This window comes from Solibacillus sp. R5-41 (assembly GCF_002736105.1).
GTDB lineage: Bacteria > Bacillota > Bacilli > Bacillales_A > Planococcaceae > Solibacillus.
The window spans coordinates 4,130,344-4,150,093 of record NZ_CP024123.1 but is presented as its reverse complement, the minus strand read 5'-3'; the positions used below and the strand labels follow the sequence as shown (position 1 = coordinate 4,150,093).

General features: G+C 40.0%; 22 protein-coding genes and 1 rRNA gene. 20 read left to right on the top strand and 3 right to left on the bottom strand.

Features of this window, described 5'->3' with window-relative positions; translation table 11 throughout:
* Positions 1 to 57: 57 nt before the first annotated feature.
* The 13 genes from CSE16_RS20530 to rpsI all read left to right on the top strand — a co-directional run bounded on the left by CSE16_RS20530 (position 58) and on the right by rpsI (position 8,670).
* Positions 58 to 711: an adenylate kinase gene (locus CSE16_RS20530; protein ID WP_099425579.1), complete on the top strand. Its 654-nt coding sequence runs from the start codon at positions 58 to 60 to the stop codon at positions 709 to 711.
* 420 nt (positions 712 to 1,131) lie between these two features.
* Positions 1,132 to 1,350: a translation initiation factor IF-1 gene (gene infA / locus CSE16_RS20525; protein WP_016839390.1), complete on the top strand. Its 219-nt coding sequence runs from the start codon at positions 1,132 to 1,134 to the stop codon at positions 1,348 to 1,350.
* Positions 1,351 to 1,387: 37 nt separating this feature from the next.
* Entirely contained in the window at positions 1,388 to 1,501 is a 114-nt protein-coding gene (rpmJ, locus tag CSE16_RS20520) for a 50S ribosomal protein L36 (RefSeq protein WP_000868344.1), read from the top strand.
* Between the two features lie 25 nt (positions 1,502 to 1,526).
* A complete protein-coding gene (gene rpsM, locus CSE16_RS20515; RefSeq protein ID WP_057986258.1) occupies positions 1,527 to 1,892 on the top strand; it encodes a 30S ribosomal protein S13 in 366 nt (121 codons plus the stop codon).
* Between the two features lie 26 nt (positions 1,893 to 1,918).
* Positions 1,919 to 2,308: a 30S ribosomal protein S11 gene (rpsK, locus tag CSE16_RS20510; RefSeq protein ID WP_099425578.1), complete on the top strand. Its 390-nt coding sequence runs from the start codon at positions 1,919 to 1,921 to the stop codon at positions 2,306 to 2,308.
* A 143-nt stretch (positions 2,309 to 2,451) separates the two neighbouring features.
* Positions 2,452 to 3,396, top strand: a complete 945-nt coding sequence (locus CSE16_RS20505) for a DNA-directed RNA polymerase subunit alpha (RefSeq protein WP_099425577.1) — start codon at positions 2,452 to 2,454, stop codon at positions 3,394 to 3,396.
* A 54-nt stretch (positions 3,397 to 3,450) separates the two neighbouring features.
* On the top strand, positions 3,451 to 3,828 hold the full coding sequence (gene rplQ, locus CSE16_RS20500; protein WP_057986252.1) for a 50S ribosomal protein L17: 378 nt from the start codon (positions 3,451 to 3,453) through the stop codon (positions 3,826 to 3,828).
* Positions 3,829 to 4,300: 472 nt separating this feature from the next.
* Positions 4,301 to 5,146 (top strand): energy-coupling factor ABC transporter ATP-binding protein, encoded by an 846-nt coding sequence (locus CSE16_RS20495; RefSeq protein ID WP_099425576.1) that lies wholly within the window; start codon positions 4,301 to 4,303, stop codon positions 5,144 to 5,146.
* Entirely contained in the window at positions 5,122 to 5,994 is an 873-nt protein-coding gene (locus CSE16_RS20490; protein WP_099425575.1) for an energy-coupling factor ABC transporter ATP-binding protein, read from the top strand. Before CSE16_RS20495 ends, CSE16_RS20490 begins: the two co-directional genes overlap by 25 nt.
* Positions 5,991 to 6,788 (top strand): energy-coupling factor transporter transmembrane component T family protein, encoded by a 798-nt coding sequence (locus CSE16_RS20485; protein WP_099425574.1) that lies wholly within the window; start codon positions 5,991 to 5,993, stop codon positions 6,786 to 6,788. Before CSE16_RS20490 ends, CSE16_RS20485 begins: the two co-directional genes overlap by 4 nt.
* Positions 6,789 to 6,800: 12 nt before the next feature.
* Positions 6,801 to 7,550 (top strand): tRNA pseudouridine(38-40) synthase TruA, encoded by a 750-nt coding sequence (gene truA, locus CSE16_RS20480; protein ID WP_099425573.1) that lies wholly within the window; start codon positions 6,801 to 6,803, stop codon positions 7,548 to 7,550.
* A gap of 264 nt (positions 7,551 to 7,814) precedes the next feature.
* Complete coding sequence (rplM, locus tag CSE16_RS20475) at positions 7,815 to 8,252, top strand: 50S ribosomal protein L13 (RefSeq protein ID WP_099425572.1); 438 nt, start codon at positions 7,815 to 7,817, stop codon at positions 8,250 to 8,252.
* 25 nt (positions 8,253 to 8,277) lie between these two features.
* Complete coding sequence (gene rpsI, locus CSE16_RS20470; RefSeq protein WP_099425571.1) at positions 8,278 to 8,670, top strand: 30S ribosomal protein S9; 393 nt, start codon at positions 8,278 to 8,280, stop codon at positions 8,668 to 8,670.
* A 206-nt stretch (positions 8,671 to 8,876) separates the two neighbouring features.
* Here rpsI and CSE16_RS20465 read toward each other — a convergent pair whose 3' ends face one another.
* The gene (locus CSE16_RS20465) at positions 8,877 to 9,701 is read right to left on the bottom strand and encodes a methyl-accepting chemotaxis protein (protein ID WP_099425570.1); all 825 of its coding nucleotides are present in this window, start codon (positions 9,699 to 9,701) and stop codon (positions 8,877 to 8,879) included.
* Positions 9,702 to 9,893: 192 nt separating this feature from the next.
* Here CSE16_RS20465 and CSE16_RS20460 point away from each other — a divergent pair, with 192 nt between their 5' ends.
* From CSE16_RS20460 to CSE16_RS20440, 5 genes are all read left to right on the top strand, one after another.
* A complete protein-coding gene (locus CSE16_RS20460) occupies positions 9,894 to 10,175 on the top strand; it encodes a 2-keto-3-deoxygluconate kinase (protein ID WP_099425569.1) in 282 nt (93 codons plus the stop codon).
* Positions 10,176 to 10,209: 34 nt separating this feature from the next.
* Positions 10,210 to 11,949 carry an ABC transporter ATP-binding protein gene (locus tag CSE16_RS20455; RefSeq protein WP_099425568.1) on the top strand — a complete coding sequence of 580 codons (1,740 nt, stop codon included), beginning with the start codon at positions 10,210 to 10,212 and terminating at the stop codon, positions 11,947 to 11,949.
* Complete coding sequence (locus CSE16_RS20450; RefSeq protein ID WP_099425567.1) at positions 11,942 to 13,747, top strand: ABC transporter ATP-binding protein; 1,806 nt, start codon at positions 11,942 to 11,944, stop codon at positions 13,745 to 13,747. The genes CSE16_RS20455 and CSE16_RS20450 overlap by 8 nt, the downstream gene beginning before the upstream one ends.
* A 56-nt stretch (positions 13,748 to 13,803) precedes the next feature.
* Positions 13,804 to 14,517, top strand: a complete 714-nt coding sequence (locus CSE16_RS20445) for an N-acetylmuramoyl-L-alanine amidase (RefSeq protein ID WP_099425566.1) — start codon at positions 13,804 to 13,806, stop codon at positions 14,515 to 14,517.
* Between the two features lie 73 nt (positions 14,518 to 14,590).
* Positions 14,591 to 15,646 carry an Mrp/NBP35 family ATP-binding protein gene (locus tag CSE16_RS20440; protein ID WP_099425565.1) on the top strand — a complete coding sequence of 352 codons (1,056 nt, stop codon included), beginning with the start codon at positions 14,591 to 14,593 and terminating at the stop codon, positions 15,644 to 15,646.
* A 62-nt stretch (positions 15,647 to 15,708) separates the two neighbouring features.
* Here CSE16_RS20440 and gerD read toward each other — a convergent pair whose 3' ends face one another.
* Positions 15,709 to 16,302: a spore germination lipoprotein GerD gene (gerD, locus tag CSE16_RS20435; RefSeq protein WP_099425901.1), complete on the bottom strand. Its 594-nt coding sequence runs from the start codon at positions 16,300 to 16,302 to the stop codon at positions 15,709 to 15,711.
* 150 nt (positions 16,303 to 16,452) lie between these two features.
* Between gerD and CSE16_RS20430 the strand changes: the two genes are divergently transcribed.
* A complete protein-coding gene (locus tag CSE16_RS20430; RefSeq protein WP_099425564.1) occupies positions 16,453 to 17,133 on the top strand; it encodes a KinB-signaling pathway activation protein in 681 nt (226 codons plus the stop codon).
* 137 nt (positions 17,134 to 17,270) lie between these two features.
* Here the strand turns inward: CSE16_RS20430 and CSE16_RS20425 are convergent, their stop codons facing one another.
* A complete protein-coding gene (locus CSE16_RS20425) occupies positions 17,271 to 17,918 on the bottom strand; it encodes a polysaccharide deacetylase family protein (RefSeq protein ID WP_099425563.1) in 648 nt (215 codons plus the stop codon).
* Between the two features lie 267 nt (positions 17,919 to 18,185).
* On the opposite strand from CSE16_RS20425, the gene CSE16_RS20420 reads away from it, so the two are divergent.
* Positions 18,186 to 19,742, top strand: a 16S ribosomal RNA gene (locus tag CSE16_RS20420).
* Positions 19,743 to 19,750: the final 8 nt, after the last annotated feature.

Genomic DNA, 19,750 nt, shown 5'->3' with positions numbered 1-19,750 from the left:
GGTTTAGGAAACATATATGTTTCCTGAGCCAGCGCTATTTTAAAGGGGAGCATTCGTATGAATATCGTTTTAATGGGTCTACCTGGTGCTGGTAAAGGTACTCAGGCTGACAAAATTGTTGAGAAGTACGCAATCCCTCATATTTCTACAGGTGACATGTTCCGTGCTGCCATTAAAGAAGGCACAGAACTAGGTTTACAAGCAAAATCGTTTATGGATCAGGGAGCATTAGTTCCCGATGAAGTAACGATTGGTATTGTTCGAGAGCGTCTTGCACAAGCAGATTGCGAAAAAGGATTCTTATTAGATGGATTCCCACGTACAGTCCCTCAAGCTGAAGCTTTAGATAGCATCCTTGAAGAACTAGGTCGTCCAGTTGAACATACGATTAATGTTCAAGTCGAAAAAGATGAATTAATTGCACGCTTAAGCGGCCGTCGTATTTGTAAAACTTGTGGCACATCTTACCACTTAATTTTCAATCCTTCAAAAGAGGAAGGGAAATGTGATAAAGATGGCGGCGAATTATACACACGTGCGGATGACAATCCAGAAACAGTTGCAAACCGTCTGGAAGTAAATATGAACCAAGCACAGCCTTTGCTTGATTTTTATAAAGCTAAGGATGTACTGACAAACATTAATGGACAGCAAGAAATTTCAAAAGTATTTGCTGAACTTGATGCTCTATTACAGGGCAGCCGCAGCTGATACCCGTCCGGGCGCTAGACAGCTTCCGCGGGAGGCGTGCGGAGGCAACAACGAAACATAATTTTTTGAGAGTTGCAAAAGCATATTATGCCCGGTATATACTATAAAGGTTGAGCACATTAATCGTGTGACGACATCTTTTTAAGGTATAATGGGTTTCGTGGAAGCATCTGTGTAACGGGTATGAATCTCTCATCCAAGACATTCCGGCTATCGTGTTAACATAAGGGATACAGTTCCTTTATCGGGTACTGTACATTCCATGGATTGTGTGAAGCGAAACCAGACAAGCGTCTTATTGAACATCTCTCATGCAATCCAGAACATATGTTGAAACGAGTTGCTTCTTTAATAGGAGAAAACAGTTGCAAGAGCTCACTAGAGTTTTTTGATATTTGCATATAGAAGGGAGACGAGAAGATGGCGAAAGACGATGTTATTGAAGTCGAAGGAACAGTTGTTGAGACTTTGCCAAACGCGATGTTTAAGGTAGAATTAGAAAATGGGCACACTGTGCTCGCACACGTATCTGGAAAGATTCGTATGCACTTTATCCGTATCCTACCTGGAGATAAGGTTACTATTGAGTTATCTCCATATGATTTAACTCGCGGTCGTATCACATACCGTTTTAAATAATCTTTTGCACTCCGGACTACTAAGGAGGTTAGGTTAGATGAAAGTGAGACCATCTGTGAAACCGATCTGCGAAAAATGTAAAGTAATTCGCCGACGCGGTAAAGTAATGGTAATCTGTGAAAATCCTAAACACAAACAAAAACAAGGGTAATTAAACAAGGAGGTGCACAACGTATATGGCACGTATTGCTGGTGTTGACATTCCTCGCGACAAACGCGTGGTAATTTCATTAACATACATTTTCGGTATTGGTAAAACGACTTCTCAAAAAGTATTAGCTGCAGCAGGTATTGACGAAAGTACTCGCGTTAAAGACTTAACAGAAGATCAATTAAACCAAATTCGTGAACAATTAGACTCATACAAAACTGAAGGTGATTTACGTCGTGAAGTTTCTTTAAACATCAAACGTTTAATGGAAATTGCTTCATTACGTGGTATCCGTCACCGTCGTGGTTTACCTGTTCGTGGTCAAAATACGAAGAACAACGCTCGTACGCGTAAAGGTCCTCGTAAAACTGTAGCGAACAAGAAAAAATAATTAAGTAAAGGAGGTTCCTTCTTAAAATGGCTCGTAAACAACAAACTCGTAAACGTCGTGTGAAAAAGAATATCGAAGCTGGTATTGCTCACATCCGTTCTACATTTAACAATACAATTGTAACAATTACTGATATGCAAGGTAATGCTTTATCTTGGTCTTCAGCTGGTGCATTAGGTTTCCGTGGTTCACGTAAATCAACACCATTCGCAGCTCAAATGGCTGCTGAAACAGCTGCAAAAACGTCAATTGAACATGGCATTAAAACTTTAGAAGTTACTGTTAAAGGTCCTGGTTCAGGTCGTGAAGCTGCAATTCGTGCACTTCAAGCTGCTGGTTTAGATGTAACTGCTATTAAAGACGTTACTCCAGTTCCTCATAACGGTTGCCGTCCGCCAAAACGTCGTCGTGTATAATAGGTGCATCTTAGAAGGTTAACTTCTGAGTACATCATTTTACTTTGTGCAATTGTCTTGTGCATATATAATGTCTATCTAAGATCGACAACTATGATGGTATGAACCTATACATTAGATGTTTTGAAGGAGGGTAAATTGGAATGATCGAAATTGAAAAACCAAAGATTGAAACAGTGGAGATCAGCGAAGCTGCCAAATATGGCAAGTTTGTTGTAGAACCGCTAGAACGCGGATATGGAAACACTTTGGGTAATTCTTTACGTCGTATCCTTCTGTCTTCATTACCTGGAGCTGCTGTAACGTCAATTCAAATTGACGGCGTACTACACGAATTCTCTACTGTAGAAGGCGTTGTAGAAGATGTTGCTTCAATTATCTTAAACGTGAAAAAGCTAGCTTTAAAAATCTACTCTGACGAAGAAAAAGTCATTGAGATAGATGTGAAAGGTGACGGAACGGTTACTGCTGCTGACATTACACATGACAGTGATGTAGAAATTTTAAATCCTGATCTATATATTGCAACAATCGCTAAAAACGGTCACTTACGTATGCGTATGTACGCACAACGAGGCCGTGGTTACACTCCTGCTGATCAAAACAAACGTGAGGATCTTCCTATCGGCGTGATCCCGATCGACTCTATTTACACTCCAGTTTCACGCGTCAACTTCCAAGTTGAAAACACTCGTGTTGGACAAAATTCTGACTACGATAAGTTATCACTTGATGTGTGGACTGATGGTAGCATCGGTCCAAAAGAAGCGATTTCACTTGGAGCTAAAATTTTAACAGAGCATTTAAACATCTTCGTGGGCATGACGAACGAAGCACAAACTGCTGAAATCATGGTCGAAAAAGAAGAAGATCAAAAAGAAAAAGTATTAGAGATGACTATCGAAGAGCTTGATCTTTCTGTTCGTTCTTATAACTGTTTAAAACGCGCTGGTATCAATACGGTACTAGAATTAGCGAATAAATCAGAAGATGATATGATGAAAGTACGTAACTTAGGTCGTAAGTCTTTAGAAGAAGTAAAAGCGAAGTTAGAAGAGCTTGGTTTAGGATTACGTAATGAAGACTAAGCGAAAACTTAAAAATTAAGCTAGATCAGATACAAATAAAGGAGGGAAACGTCCATGGGTTACAGAAAACTTGGTCGTACAAGTTCTCAACGTAAAGCATTATTACGTGACTTAGCTACTGATTTAATTATCAACGAGCGTATCGAAACTACTGAAGCTCGCGCTAAAGAAACACGTAAAGCTGTTGAAAAAATGATTACTTTAGGTAAACGCGGAGATTTACATGCACGTCGTCAAGCGGCAGCATTTATCCGTCGTGAGTTAGTAACAGTTGGCGAAGGTGAAGAAGCAAACACTGTTTTCGCACTTCAAAAATTATTTGACGATATTGCACCACGTTATGCAGAGCGTCAAGGTGGTTACACTCGTATTCTTAAAGTAGGTCCTCGTCGTGGTGACGGCGCACCTGTAGTAGTTATCGAATTAGTTTAATTCTGACGAAATGGTGAAGAGGGGTGTCCGGTTCACCGGTTGAACCCGCACCCCTCTTTTGTTTTATCTTTAAAGTGATTTATACGACAATAATTAAGCTGAGCGTTATGATGAGCGGGGCAATTTTGCTGGCGACTCGTTTAGCTCTCCGCACCTCATTCATTGGATGATTAGGCTTGAGCACCTAATGATCCTGAAAATGTTACGACAAGCGCATTTCTGTGAATGAGGTGCGCGCTTTTTTATTTAATAAAGTAAGAAAGTATCACTTACTTATGGAATTTTGACTTGAGCATCAAAATTCTCCATATACATATGTAAACATAAAGTACGTTTAATGGAGGACAACCTGTCTGACTATTGGAAAACGTGCTTTATTTTTATATAGGTACGCGTTATTTCCTGGGAAAAGGTAGCATCTATCTCTTGAAACGTGTAATTTATTAGTAGAGCAGAGAGGAGTTGAGTAATCATGTCTGAAATTTTATCATTTAATGATATAACGTTTTCCTATACACCGGAAAATCCAGAAGCACGAAAAGCAGTTCAAGATGTATCCTTTTCGGTAAATCAAGGTGATTGGATTGCGATTGTTGGACATAATGGCTCAGGTAAATCTACAATGGCCAAATTGATGAGTGGCTTGTTGTTTCCAGAGCGAGGGGAAGTAAGGGTTAAGCGAGATGTATTAACAGAAGAAAACTTATGGAGAATACGTTCTCAAATCGGTATGGTCTTTCAAAATCCAGACAATCAATTTGTAGGGGCAACGGTTCAGGATGATGTTGCGTTTTCTTTAGAGAACAATGGAGTTCCATATGAGGAAATGGTCATACGTGTAAAGGAAGCGTTAGAGCAGGTGAAAATGGAAGGCTTTATCAACCATGAGCCACATCATTTATCAGGTGGGCAAAAGCAGCGTGTTGCGATTGCTGGAGCACTTGCGATGCATCCACAAATTTTAATTTTAGATGAAGCGACATCCATGCTCGATCCACAAGGGCGAGAGGAAGTACTTAAAATAGTACAAGCATTGCGTGAAAAAATTGGCTTAACGGTTTTATCGATTACGCATGATTTAGAAGAGGCGCTATTGGCGGACCGCGTTATTTTTATGAATGATGGGAAAAAATATGCGGAAGGTACACCGGCCGAAATATTTGCACTTGGTGACGAACTCGTTGATTTTGGGCTGGATTTACCATTTGCTACAAAGATGACAAAACTCTTACAAGCACAAGGTGTACAGTTTGTAGGACAACATATGACAGAAGAAGAGCTGGTGAATGATTTATGGACATCAAACTTCAACAAGTAAGCTATGCTTATTCAAAGGGTACACCGTTTGAAAAGTATGCGTTGCATGATGTTGAACTAACCATTTCAAGTGGGACATACGAAGCAATCATTGGTCACACAGGTTCAGGGAAGTCGACAATCCTACAACATTTTAATGGGCTTTTAAAGCCGTCTAGTGGAACAGTTCATATCGGTGACCGTGTGATTGAGGCGGGCAAAAAGGCAAATGAATTAAAGTCTGTTCGTCAAAAAGTAGGCATTGTTTTTCAATTTCCGGAGCATCAATTATTTGAAGAAACTGTGCTGAAGGATATTATGTTTGGTCCGATGAACTTTGGTGTTTCTGAAAAGGATGCAGAAAAGCGTGCACGTGAATTAATTTCGCTTGTTGGTTTGTCTGACAATATTTTAGAAAAATCGCCATTTGATTTATCGGGAGGCCAAATGCGTCGTGTTGCGATTGCAGGCGTACTTGCGATGGAGCCAGAAGTTATTGTATTAGACGAACCGACTGCTGGACTTGATCCAAGAGGACAAAAAGAAATTATGGATTTATTTTATAAGTTACACAACGAAAAAGGGCTTACGACAATTCTTGTAACGCATAGTATGGAGGACGCAGCACGTTACGCGGACCGAATAGCTATTATGCATGAAGGGAAATGTGTGTTAACGGGTGAGCCTCGTGTATTATTTGCGGATAGAGCAACATTGGAAAAATACCGTTTAGAGCCACCACGTGTCGTACGCTTCCAGCATAAAGTAGAGCAGATGATTGGTAAAAAATTATCAAAAGTGTGCTTAACGGAAGAAGAGCTAGCTGTAGAATTGGGGCAAGCTATTCGAGAGGGGCGTGGCGAGCAATGATGGAGAAAATGATCTTTGGCCGTTACATACCCGGAAATTCGTTTGTGCATCAGCTCGATCCACGCTCAAAATTAATTTTTGTTTTTGCTTTTATCATTATCGTTTTTTTAGCAAATAATATTGTTACGTATGCGATTTTGTTAGCATTTACGTTGTTCGTTATTTTGATGTCTCGCATTCGCTTTTATTTTTTAATTAATGGGCTAAAACCCGTTATCTTTTTAATGGCATTTACATTTATATTGCATATTTTGATGAATAAAGAAGGAGCCGTGTTACTTGATCTGGGCTTCATGAAAATTCATGAAGAAGGATTAAAGCAAGGTATTTTTATTTCAATGCGTTTTTTAGTGCTTGTGTTCATTACGTCGATTTTAACATTAACAACATCACCGATTTCGATTACAGACGGATTAGAAACGTTATTAAATCCATTGAAGAAAATCAAGTTACCTGTGCATGAACTAGCACTCATGATGTCAATTTCTTTGCGTTTTATTCCTACATTAATGGATGAAACAGATAAAATTATGAAGGCACAGATGGCACGTGGTTCAGACCTTAGTGCAGGACCTATTAAAGATCGCTTAAAAGCGGTTGTCCCGTTATTAGTTCCGTTATTTGTGAGTGCTTTTAAACGTGCGGAGGATTTAGCTACGGCAATGGAAGTACGTGGCTATCGTGGCGGTGAAGGGCGTACAAGATACCGTCAGCTTAAATGGGATATAAAAGATACGATGAGTTTAGTTATGCTCTTAGCGGTCGCTGCAACGTTGTGGCTGTTACGCAACTAAAGGAGTAAGGAAATGACGAGAATAAAAGCGATTATTAGTTATGACGGTACGCAATTTGCTGGCTATCAGGTACAGCCTGGGAAGCGTACTGTACAGCTTGAAATTGAAAAAGTACTTTCCAAGATGCATAAGGGCGCAACTGTAAAAATCATAGCAAGTGGACGAACGGATGCACGTGTCCATGCAACAGGGCAGACGATTCATTTTGATACGTCATTAATGATTCCCTCTGATAACTACATGAAAGCGTTAAATGTGCAGCTACCGCGTGATATTCGTGTGCTACAGCTCGAACAAGTGGCCGATGATTTTCATGCACGTTATGATGCGGTCGGAAAGCGTTACCGGTATATTTGGGATTGTGGTACAGTTCAAAGTCCATTCCGTCGTCACTATGCAGTGGAGACAAATGGTATTAAACCAAACGTTACAGCAATGATCGATGCTGCAAGGGCGATTGTCGGTCAACATGACTTTAGCTGCTTTTGCGCGGCTAATACGAGTGTAATCGATAAAGTGCGTACAGTAAGTGCTCTCGATTTTGAATGGCATCAGGAAGAGCTCCATATGACCATTTCAGGAGACGGATTTCTATATAATATGGTACGCATTATTGCAGGCACCTTGTGGGAAGCCGGCATTGAAAAACGGGATTTTGCGTCGGTTGTACAAACGATTGCCTCACAAGACAGGAACCAATCTGGTAAAACTGCACCAGCACATGGTTTGTATTTAGAAGAAGTCTTCTATGATAAAGAATAATTCTTCAATAAAGATTTTTTTGACTTTAGTCATAGTTTTTAATGATTAAATGGAAATTATTTTGGGTGAATTCAAGTCAATTCAGCAATCTAAAAGAGTTTAACAACCTTTCCAGGTGTTCAATTAAATATCTTGACTTATAACGCGATACATTATATGATGATGTATGGTATTTTCATTACCACCACAAAATAAGCCCCGAAACTTATAAGTGTTTAATAATGAAAAATAACGGTAATCAATATCGATTAGGAGGATACAAATATGCGCACAACATTCATGGCTAAAGGTCACGAAGTAGAACGCAAATGGTTAGTAGTTGACGCAGAAGGCCAAACGTTAGGTCGTTTAGCTTCTGAAGTAGCTGCTATCTTACGCGGTAAACATAAACCAACTTTCACACCAAACGTTGATACAGGTGATCACGTAATCATCATCAACGCTGAGAAAATTGAGTTAACAGGTAACAAATTAAAAGGTAAAATTTACTACCGCCACACTCAATTCTCTGGTGGTTTAAAACAACGTACAGCTGGTGAAATGAAAGAAAAATACCCAACTCAAATGCTTGAGTTAGCTATCAAAGGGATGCTTCCAAAGAACTCTTTAGGTCGTCAAATGTTCACTAAACTGAACGTTTACACTGGTTCTGAGCACCCACATGCAGCACAAAAACCAGAAGCTTACGAGCTACGCGGTTAATATACAATAATAGGAGGAAATAACCTTGGCACAAGTTCAATACATCGGCACAGGTCGCCGTAAAAGTTCTACAGCTCGCGTACGTTTAGTACCAGGCGAAGGCAAAATCGTAATCAACAACCGTGATGTTGCTGATTACCTACCATACGAAACTTTATTATTAATCATCAACCAACCATTAGAAACAACTGAAACTAAAGGTTCTTATGATGTACACGTTAACGTAAACGGTGGTGGATTCACAGGTCAAGCTGGTGCAATCCGTCATGGTATCGCTCGTGCATTATTACAAGTTGATCCAGATTTCCGTTCAGCGCTTAAATCAGCGGGTCTATTAACTCGTGATTCACGCATGAAAGAACGTAAAAAACCAGGTTTACGCGGCGCTCGTCGTGCACCTCAGTTCTCAAAACGTTAATCTTTCCGATTATACAATTTTGCGAATTACAAAACCCTTTCTCACATTTGTGGGAGAGGGTTTTTTTCTCTTTGATGCTATCCTAACTATAAATCCACTTTGTGATATTTACCCAATAGGTACAACAAAAGCACTCAGTCAGAATATGTATCTGATTAAGTGCTTAAATGGTACTCGTTATTGTATTGAATGATTGCAAGTAACGATCAATGCTCAATCTCACCGAGCGATAATAATTTTTGTCCAATTTGATTAATGGATACATAACCCTCGCTCATTTCGTGCATGCTCGCGGTGTATTCCTCGGTAAATGAGGCGATTTGCTTTGTATATGCATTAATATGTTCAATGGAGTCCGTAATAGTGAGTAGCTGGTGCGCGATACTATTGGCACTATTGGTACTATTTTGCGCCATTTTTTGAATTTCATTTGCTACAACAGCAAAGCCTCTGCCGTGTACACCGGAACGTGCAGCTTCAATAGATGCGTTTAATCCTAAAATTTTGGAATGCATTGCAATATCTTTCACAGCCCCAACAATGGAGTTAATCTGTTGGATATTGTCATTCATTTGCTCTGCATACTTCGATAATTCGACTAAACGTTTCGATACATCGGTACTTGCCAACGCTAGTTGCTCGGTCGTTGCAGACATTTCTTGAACAGAACCAGACAGCTCGTTTGCTACGATGCGCATATCGCTTACACGGCTATTTGAAATAACACCTGTAACAACGCCAACGATTACCCCGTTATCATATACTGGGACAGAGGATGCTATGTAAGGGAAACCAAATGCTTCCTCGCTACGTTCCTCACGTAAAAATCTTCCACTCTTCATCGCACGAACACTTGTCGTATTGCGATGTTGCTCAACCGTTTCACCTAGTGTAATCTTTAAATCCACTGTTTTTCCACGTTTATAACCGACTACTTTTTCGGTATCAAAAATCAAAATGCAGGCGTCTTCGGGATAAGTCGATTGGTAAAATTCAATAGACTCAACTATTACCTTTAATTTTTGATTCACTAAAAACACCCCTTCTCTCAAATGCATTTAATTAATCAACTATTCCAATAAAACAATATACTTCTTCAACTATATATTAAATATCTTTAATAAGGAATGCCTAGACAAAACTTCCAAGACTATGTACGAAAAACTAGATTTATTGTATACAAAAGCATACAATTGTATTCAAAATAAGGAGAGGTGAATTGTATGTACTCTGAACATAATGAAATGCATCAACGTGAACATGAAAAGTGTAATGGGGAAAGGCGTCGTAAAGGGGCTCAAACATTTCGAAGAGGGCGAGCGCTAGAGTTTTATCGACAGTTAGATACGAAGCGCGACACATTGAAAAAACAACTGGATTCCAATGAGCTTCAATCAATTCATTCTGTAATCGCGGGCGAGCTAAAGGCAACAGAAGCTATAATGAATGAATTTGTTGTTACATTTAAATTAACTGAAATACTTGGAGAAACAACAGAAGAATAGATTTTAGAAGGAATAGAGGAAGTGGTGCTTCAACATGCAAGCCGTATTAAAACTTACAAAATATATAAGGCCTTATATCGTTTTTGCGATTATAGCACCAGTCATGATGCTTATTGAAGTGGGAATGGACTTACTACAACCAACTATATTACAGCATATTATTGATGAGGGAATCTCAAAAGGGGATACCTCGTATATTTTAAAAATGTTTGGACTCATGATGGGAACATCGATTATCGCTCTAATTGGTGGGATAGGCTGTTCGGTCTATGCGTCAAAAACAGCTGTTAATTTTGCTACCGATTTACGACAAGATTTATATGAAACAATCACGTACTTATCAAATAACAGTAAGGATAAATTTACATTGGGCAAACTGATTACGAATTTAACGAGCGATGTGGAAATGCTACAGCGTGCCGTAACGATGCTTCTTAAAATTTTCGTGCGTGGACCAATGATGTTCATCGGTGCGGTTGTCATTGTTTTTGTAACAGCACGTGAGTTCTTTCCAATTTTATTAGTCGTTGTGCCAATATTAGCCTTTGCTATGTACTTTTTTACTTCACTATCAGGCAAGCTGTTTCACAAAGTACAGCGTGTTGTGGATCAAGTGAACATGAAAGTACAGGAAAACTTGGCGGGTATTCGTGTCATTAAGGCATATAATCGAAAAAATCATCAAATTGAACAGTTTACAGATGTGAATACGCAATTAATGAAGCGCAGTATGACAGCGGATCAAATTATTGGCGTGTTAGCACCGTTAACGATGTTTGTTGTGAATTTAGGGATTGTAGCGGCACTTTGGCTCGGAGCAATTCAAGTTGAAAGTGAAACAATACAAGTAGGTGTCATCCTCGCCTTTATAAACTATTTAATGATGGTCATGCAAGGGCTAATGAGTTCTTCCATGGTACTTGTTCAATTAGCACGTGCCATTCCGAGTGCAGGACGTATTGTTGAAGTGTTAGATGAAAAAGCTGATATTCAAAGTCCAAATCAACCGGTACAAAAATCTGTGCGAGGAGAGGTTGAATTCGAACAGGTAAGCTTTTCTTATATAGAAGGAACAGAGCCTGTTTTAAAAAATGTGAGCTTCCATGCAAAAGCAGGAGAAACAATCGGCATTATTGGAATGACGGGTAGTGGGAAATCAACGCTTGTCAAAATGATTTCGCGTTTGTTTGATGTCGACCAAGGTGTAGTCAAAATTGATGGTGTACCAATCCAACAATATGATGTAGAGCAACTACGTCAATCGATTGGCTTTGCGCCACAAAAAGCGACGTTGTTTTCAAAAACAATTGCTGAAAATATTCGTTACGGTAATGAAACGGCAACGGATGAACAACTAGAAGAAGCATTGGTAGCAGCATGTGCAACAGAATTCATAGAAAAGCTACCATCACGGACAGCACATTTACTAACACAAGGTGCAACGAATTTATCAGGTGGTCAAAAACAACGGCTTGCAATGGCGCGGGCATTTATTCGTAAACCGGCAATTTTAGTATTAGATGATGTGACGAGCGCGGTAGATAGTATTTCAGAAAAGAAAATTCAGCAGGCAATTGAACAGCAATTTGGGCAGGCAACAAAATTTATCGTGTCTGCAAAAATTTCTTCGATTCGCCATGCCAATCAAATTCTTGTCATGGATGATGGTCATATCGTAGCGCGTGGATCACATGAGGAGTTATTGAAAACAAGTTCGATGTATCAAGAAATTGATAAAACGCAAGAAGGAAAGGGAGGTACCCTACATGACTAAACATCCGGGTGGGCCTCCGTCACCAATGGGACATCCCGGTGGTAGATTTTCAGGAGCGGTTGTAAAACCAAAAAATCAAAAACAAACATTGTTACGCATTTGGAGCTATTTGCGATTGCAAAAAGTCGAGCTCCTAAGCGTCATCTTGATTGTCGTTATTAGCACGCTGTTAAGTTTAGTAGGACCATTTTTAATCGGGAAAACAATTGATGATTATATTGTCAAATTAGATGTAAATGGTGCGGTGAAAATGGCACTCGTTTTAGCAGGCGTTTATATTGCATCATCTGTATTAACATGGGTGCAAACTTTTGTGATGATTCGCATCTCTCAAAAAACGATTCACCGATTACGCCAGCAACTATTTGAACAATATCAATCCTTGCCACTAGCGTTTTTTGATAAGCGTAAGCAAGGTGATTTAATGAGTCGTATGACGAATGATATTGAAAATTTAAACGCAGCGCTTTCACAAAGTGTCATTCAAATCGTTTCTTCCTTTTTAACGATTATTGGTACGGCATTTGCTCTATTTTATTTAAATTGGGTACTTGCTCTTGTAACGCTTATTATTATTCCATTAATCGTTTGGGCGACGAAGCAGATTATTAAGCGGAGTAGTGTAAATTATAAAGAACGTCAGCGTAAATTAGGGATATTGAATAGCTATATAGAAGAAACAATTTCAAATGCTGATATTATTACGTTATTCGGCAATGAAAGGCAAGGTATTGAAGAATTTCAGGAAGCAAATGAAAACTTGCGTACGTCGGCTATGCGCGCGGATACCATTTCGGGCTTTATGGGTCCAATCAATAACTTTATGAATAATTTAGGATTGAGTTTAGTTATTGGTACAGGGGCGATTATGGCTGTAACGAGTGGTCTTTCAATTGGAGTTATTGCGTCATTTGTTACGTATACTCGCCAATTTTTCCGCCCAATTAACCAACTATCAAATTTACTGAATACGTTTCAGTCAGCGATTGCTGGTTCAGAACGTGTTTTTGAAATACTTGATGAAACGCAGGAAGTAGCAGATGTTACAAATGCAAAAGTAAAAGATAAGTTTGCGGGGAATGTCACGTTTCAAAATGTTCAATTTGCCTATGAACAAGGGAAACCCATTTTACATGGTATTAACTTTCATGCCCAAGCGGGAGAAACGATTGCCATTGTCGGTCCAACTGGCTCTGGGAAAACAACAATTATTCAGCTGCTTACGCGTTTTTATGATGCTACAGGCGGACGGATATTGCTAGATAGCCAGCCAATTGAGCATTATCAAATGAGTAATGTACGAAATCACATTGGTGTTGTTTTACAGGATACGTACTTGTTTTCGGGTACAGTCCGTGAGAATATTCGATTCGGTAAGCTTGATGCCACAAATGAAGAAGTAGAAGAAGCGGCTAAAGTTGCGTATGCACATAATTTTATTAAATACTTACCAGAACAGTATGAGACCGTGCTGACTAGTGGCGGGTTGAATTTAAGTCAAGGACAGCGCCAACTTATCGCCATTGCTCGTGCGATTTTAGAAGATCCGGATTTATTGATTTTAGATGAAGCGACTTCAAGTGTCGATACAATGACTGAAGTACACATTCAAAAGGGGCTAACGAATTTGATGAAGGGACGTACAAGCTTTGTCATTGCACACCGTTTAAAGACGATTGAAAATGCCAATCAAATTCTCGTTATCAATGAAGGGCAAATAATCGAACAAGGAAATCATCAAACTTTAATGAACAAACAAGGCTTTTATGCTGCATTGCAACGTCAGCTAATGGCTTGATAGGGAATAATCCACCGTCCGTTAGCGTATATTAGGCAAAAAGGGCGGTGGTTTTTTTGAGGCGTTGGCTTGCATTAATTTTTGTTATTTTTTGCTCGATGATGGTCGTTGTTTATGAAACAAGTGCATCGGATAAACGATTTTTTTTGCCGGAGCCTTTAGGTGGGTTGAAAATTGTATTAGATGCAGGACACGGGGGAATAGATGGGGGCGCATCCAGTGGGGAAATAATTGAGAAAGAAATTACGCTAGCGATTACTAAAAAAGTTGAACGTCAGCTAACACGTTTAGGGGCAGAAGTCATTTTAACGCGTAAAACGGATGGCGATGTGATTAGTGAACAGGCATCGAATGAACAAAACCTTACGAACCGGGAGCGGAAAAAACAAGATATCTTTTTACGCGAATCGCTCGTGCAGTCAAATGATCCGGATTTATTTGTAACGATTCATGCCAATGCGATTCCAAATGCGAAGTGGCGAGGTGCACAAGTATTTTTCCATAAGGGCGGACATCCGAATAGCGAGTTATTAGCTAAAGCGGTCCAGCAATCGTTACGCGAAACACTGGAAAATACAGAACGAGAAGCGCTATCGATTAAACAAGTGTATTTATTGAAAAAGGTAGATGCACCAGCAGCATTAGTTGAAACAGGCTTTATAAGTAATGAAGAAGAGAGAAAATTATTGGTGACAGATAGCTATCAAGAAAAAATAGCCTTTGCCATTGCACGCGGAATTGAAAATTATGTAAACCTAAATATAGACTAAGCAACATGTAATAGTAATAAGAAATGAGTGTGATATACTAGCATTGGATATTCAATTTAGGGGAGTGTTTGATGTGTTAAACGTGCAAAAAGTTCAAGAACTAGTAGGACAATTACAAGATCCGTTTTTACATAAATCCTTAGCAGAAACAAACGGAATAACTAATGTTTCAATTAAAGAAGAAAAAATGCATGTCAGCGTTCGTCTTGCCATTGCTAAAACGAATACGCCAGAACAAATGACACTTCAAATGAAAGTTGTTGAAGTATTAAAAGAAAATGGCGCGGCTTCTGTCGGCATTCGTTTTGAAGAATTATCACAAGAAGCATTACAAGCATTCCGCGGACAAGCAACAGAAGCGGAAGCACAAGATATTTTATCACCATTATCAAGCGTGCAATTTATATCAATTGCTTCAGGTAAGGGCGGCGTAGGGAAATCAACTGTTTCAGTAAATTTAGCAGTTGCGCTTGCTCGTTTAGGTAAAAAAGTTGGCTTAATCGATGCTGACATTTACGGCTTCAGTGTGCCGGACATGATGGGTGTTACAGAAATGCCTGTTGTAAAAGATAATCGTATTTATCCAGTAGAGCGTATGGGGGTAAAAGTAATTTCAATGGGCTTCTTCGTTGAAAATAATGCACCAATTGTATGGCGCGGCCCGATGCTTGGAAAAGTGTTAGATCAATTCTTCCGCGATGTGGAATGGGGCGATTTAGATTATCTTCTATTAGACTTACCACCAGGCACTGGCGATGTGGCATTGGATATTCACCAAATGTTACCGTCATCAAAAGAGATTGTTGTGACAACACCGCACCCAACAGCAGCATTTGTAGCAGCTCGTGCAGGTGCGATGGCATTACAAACAGACCATGAAATTTTAGGTGTTATTGAAAATATGGCATGGTATGAAAATAAAGACGGCGAAAAAGAATATATATTCGGTCAAGGTGGCGGTCCTAAGTTGACAGAAGAATTACGTACTAAGTTATTAGGGCAAATTCCACTAGGTCAGCCAGACTGGACAGATGAAGATTTTGCTCCATCTATTTATGCAGCGCAACATCCGACGGGTAAAATTTACTTAACAATTGCAGAAGAAGTGATTGCACAGTTAAAAAAATAATGAAAAAACGATTGCTTATGGGTCTACCTAAGCAATCGTTTTTTATTAGACATTTTGGAGGCCTACTCGGCACTGTCTCCCCCGCCACTGTCCTTGCTATCTTTAGAATCTGACTTTTCCCCAGAAGTTGGCGCCTCTCCGCTTTTCTTAATGAGTTCTTGCCATTTAGTTTGAAGGAGTGGATTTTCAATTGTGTCCATTACAGACTTTTCAATTTCCTTCTTAATTTTTGAACCTTTTAAGATGGACTCCAGCTGTTTTTGCATTTCAGGCTGATCGAAAAAGGAAATTAAATCTTCTTGATAGGAGGAATCTTTCAGTAAATCCTTCAGTAAATCCTCTTGCTGCTTTTTCATGCTTTTTGCGAAGGATTCCTTAAATTTAGGATCTTCAAAAGTTTTTTTCCAAAATTCCTCTGCTTCTTTAGAAAGTAACGTTTCCTCGGTTGCCTTTTTAACTTCTTCTGTATCTAAAACGAGAAGCTCACGAAAGCTCTTTTCTTCAAATAATTGACGAATTGCCTTCTTCCCTTCCTCAGTTTGTACTGCATCGACCATGATCTTCTTCACTTCTTCATAAGAAAGGGTTGTTGTTTTTGCATCACTACAGCTAACGAGAAATAATACCATTAGACTAAGGAAGAAATAACGCCGCACCATCTTTATCAGTCCTTTCTGCAACTAATCGCTTTCATCTATTGTTCACAATTTTACAGATAATATGTAAGAACCTAGAACATCGGTCGCTTTTTTTAATTTCGCTTGGTAAAATAAACAAATATATTAAAAATTGGGGGACGTTATGTCGTGACAATACGAAATTGGTTTAAATTTTCCTTTTGGGCATTATTAATTGGCGGTGGAGTGAATGCAATTGCCTCGTTAATAATACGATGGAGCTTCTTTCAACCTTACTTATTAAATGGAGAAATTGGAGAATTTCTTGCTGCATTTGTTTGGATGATTTTCCTCGGGTTTACAATGAGCGTAATGGCGCAGGCAGGATTCTTTGCCTACTTAACATTACACCAAGTTGGCGTAAATATTTTCCGTTCGCTAACATTGTGGAACTGGATTCAAATGTTATTAATTATTATTGTGCTTGCTGATATTATTATTTTCCGTTTTTCCCCAGGCGCGGAAACGATAGCAGACTGGGTATTTTATGTTTTTTTGCTTGTTGTATTAGTTGGGGCAGCCGTTGCAACGGGTTTGAAAAAAGTGAAAATGACACAAAAACCACATGTTTTAATTTCAACAATTTTCTTTATGATTGTAGTTACGTCATTAGAATGGATCATTGCTTTAATGGGACGACAAGATAATATTGATGTATATGTCGCATTATTATTATTCCCACTTGTTGCAGTAAATGCATTCCAAATTTTAATGCTACCTAAATACAATGCGCAATCTGAAGTAGACCGCAAAAAATTAGAAGAACGTCGAAAAGCTCGTAAAGAAGTGGTGAGAACTGCAAAGGCGTAAAATAGTTAAAAGACAGAAATGTTGTGACATAACGTTTCTGTCTTTTATTTTTGAATTGAGACTTCCTACTATCATAGAATAATGCACATATATATTTCAAAATTGAATGTGTGCGAACCAATATTGAACTTGTAAAATTATTTGGGGTAACGTTTTGTAGTAACTTTATAGCCAAATATATTTTCTTCTAAAGAAATAAGGGTATGCTTATTAATAAATTGGTCAATGACTTCAAAAGCGAGCGATTGTTGTCGGTGCAGGGGGGCGCTTATGAAATCACCATCTGCTAATGACATGTCGAGCTCGGTTAAAGATTGTGTCGGTGCCAAAATATTTATTTCCTTTGCAAATAATTGTTCTTGCAGGGCTGGTTCTACAATATAATCAGCAGTAGCGAACCAAAGTGGCAAATGTCCAAATGCTGTTTGGAATATAGTAAGTTGTTTTTTCAATAATGTAGAATCCTCATAATCCTTACTAGAATGCCCAAGTAATCCGACGTTGAGTTTTTTGTCTTTCAATAGTTGCACTAATTCCGGGCTGCGTTGTATCCATTCGCTATCAACTAAAAATAATAGGGAAGGTTCAGAAAGAGCGTCAATCCATTCAGCTAATCCTTTGTGAGAATAGCTTAGTTCAATAATTAAAGAATGCCCATATTGCCCTTTTGAGATAATAGTGGGCGAGTCCGTCATCTGAAAAGTAGGTAATTTGAAAGTTTTTTCATTAAAATAAAACAAGACCAGAAATACACAAAAAACCAGTGATACCAAACGTTTCAACATAATAATATTCCCTCTTCCTAATAGATTTATACGCAAGAAATTGATTTCCTTAAAAAAACTTATGAAATAGTGTTGACGGTTATAACAAATAGGTGTTATTATAAGTGAGTCGCCAAGAGATGACGCGACAAACGAAACAACATGAACCTTGAAAACTGAACAAGCAAACGTTAATGATTTAAACGTTTAAGTGATGAACTTAAACAAAACATAGATATCAACTTTATGTTGATACGCTAGCAAAGCAAATGAGCTTTCAAACTAACTTTTATGGAGAGTTTGATCCTGGCTCAGGACGAACGCTGGCGGCGTGCCTAATACATGCAAGTCGAGCGGACTTTCATTGGATGCTTGCATCCTTTGAAAGTTAGCGGCGGACGGGTGAGTAACACGTGGGTAACCTACCCTGTAGATTGGGATAACTCCGGGAAACCGGGGCTAATACCGAATAACACTTTTGAGCTCATGTTCGAAAGTTAAAAGATGGTTTCGGCTATCACTACAGGATGGGCCCGCGGCGCATTAGCTAGTTGGTGAGGTAACGGCTCACCAAGGCAACGATGCGTAGCCGACCTGAGAGGGTGATCGGCCACACTGGGACTGAGACACGGCCCAGACTCCTACGGGAGGCAGCAGTAGGGAATCTTCCACAATGGACGAAAGTCTGATGGAGCAACGCCGCGTGAGTGAAGAAGGATTTCGGTTCGTAAAACTCTGTTGCAAGGGAAGAACAAGTAGCGTAGTAACTGGCGCTACCTTGACGGTACCTTGTTAGAAAGCCACGGCTAACTACGTGCCAGCAGCCGCGGTAATACGTAGGTGGCAAGCGTTGTCCGGAATTATTGGGCGTAAAGCGCGCGCAGGTGGTTTCTTAAGTCTGATGTGAAAGCCCACGGCTCAACCGTGGAGGGTCATTGGAAACTGGGAAACTTGAGTGCAGAAGAGGATAGTGGAATTCCAAGTGTAGCGGTGAAATGCGTAGAGATTTGGAGGAACACCAGTGGCGAAGGCGACTATCTGGTCTGTAACTGACACTGAGGCGCGAAAGCGTGGGGAGCAAACAGGATTAGATACCCTGGTAGTCCACGCCGTAAACGATGAGTGCTAAGTGTTGGGGGGTTTCCGCCCCTCAGTGCTGCAGCTAACGCATTAAGCACTCCGCCTGGGGAGTACGGTCGCAAGACTGAAACTCAAAGGAATTGACGGGGGCCCGCACAAGCGGTGGAGCATGTGGTTTAATTCGAAGCAACGCGAAGAACCTTACCAGGTCTTGACATCCCATTGACCACTGTAGAGATACAGTTTTCCCTTCGGGGACAACGGTGACAGGTGGTGCATGGTTGTCGTCAGCTCGTGTCGTGAGATGTTGGGTTAAGTCCCGCAACGAGCGCAACCCTTATTCTTAGTTGCCATCATTTAGTTGGGCACTCTAAGGAGACTGCCGGTGACAAACCGGAGGAAGGTGGGGATGACGTCAAATCATCATGCCCCTTATGACCTGGGCTACACACGTGCTACAATGGACGGTACAAACGGTTGCCAACCCGCGAGGGGGAGCTAATCCGATAAAACCGTTCTCAGTTCGGATTGTAGGCTGCAACTCGCCTACATGAAGCCGGAATCGCTAGTAATCGCGGATCAGCATGCCGCGGTGAATACGTTCCCGGGCCTTGTACACACCGCCCGTCACACCACGAGAGTTTGTAACACCCGAAGTCGGTGGGGTAACCTTTATGGAGCCAGCCGCCGAAGGTGGGATAGATGATTGGGGTGAAGTCGTAACAAGGTAGCCGTATCGGAAGGTGCGGCTGGATCACCTCCTTTCTAAGGAT

Bases quoted from the DNA above. Each gene is read 5' to 3' on its own strand.
- CSE16_RS20530 (WP_099425579.1), top strand. From the start codon at position 58: ATGAATATCGTTTTAATGGGTCTACCTGGTGCTGGTAAAGGTACTCAG.
- infA (WP_016839390.1), top strand. From the start codon at position 1,132: ATGGCGAAAGACGATGTTATTGAAGTCGAAGGAACAGTTGTTGAGACT.
- rpmJ (WP_000868344.1), top strand. From the start codon at position 1,388: ATGAAAGTGAGACCATCTGTGAAACCGATCTGCGAAAAATGTAAAGTA.
- rpsM (WP_057986258.1), top strand. From the start codon at position 1,527: ATGGCACGTATTGCTGGTGTTGACATTCCTCGCGACAAACGCGTGGTA.
- rpsK (WP_099425578.1), top strand. From the start codon at position 1,919: ATGGCTCGTAAACAACAAACTCGTAAACGTCGTGTGAAAAAGAATATC.
- CSE16_RS20505 (WP_099425577.1), top strand. From the start codon at position 2,452: ATGATCGAAATTGAAAAACCAAAGATTGAAACAGTGGAGATCAGCGAA.
- rplQ (WP_057986252.1), top strand. From the start codon at position 3,451: ATGGGTTACAGAAAACTTGGTCGTACAAGTTCTCAACGTAAAGCATTA.
- CSE16_RS20495 (WP_099425576.1), top strand. From the start codon at position 4,301: ATGTCTGAAATTTTATCATTTAATGATATAACGTTTTCCTATACACCG.
- CSE16_RS20490 (WP_099425575.1), top strand. From the start codon at position 5,122: ATGGACATCAAACTTCAACAAGTAAGCTATGCTTATTCAAAGGGTACA.
- CSE16_RS20485 (WP_099425574.1), top strand. From the start codon at position 5,991: ATGATGGAGAAAATGATCTTTGGCCGTTACATACCCGGAAATTCGTTT.
- truA (WP_099425573.1), top strand. From the start codon at position 6,801: ATGACGAGAATAAAAGCGATTATTAGTTATGACGGTACGCAATTTGCT.
- rplM (WP_099425572.1), top strand. From the start codon at position 7,815: ATGCGCACAACATTCATGGCTAAAGGTCACGAAGTAGAACGCAAATGG.
- CSE16_RS20460 (WP_099425569.1), top strand. From the start codon at position 9,894: ATGTACTCTGAACATAATGAAATGCATCAACGTGAACATGAAAAGTGT.
- CSE16_RS20455 (WP_099425568.1), top strand. From the start codon at position 10,210: ATGCAAGCCGTATTAAAACTTACAAAATATATAAGGCCTTATATCGTT.
- CSE16_RS20450 (WP_099425567.1), top strand. From the start codon at position 11,942: ATGACTAAACATCCGGGTGGGCCTCCGTCACCAATGGGACATCCCGGT.
- CSE16_RS20425 (WP_099425563.1), bottom strand. From the start codon at position 17,918: ATGTTGAAACGTTTGGTATCACTGGTTTTTTGTGTATTTCTGGTCTTG.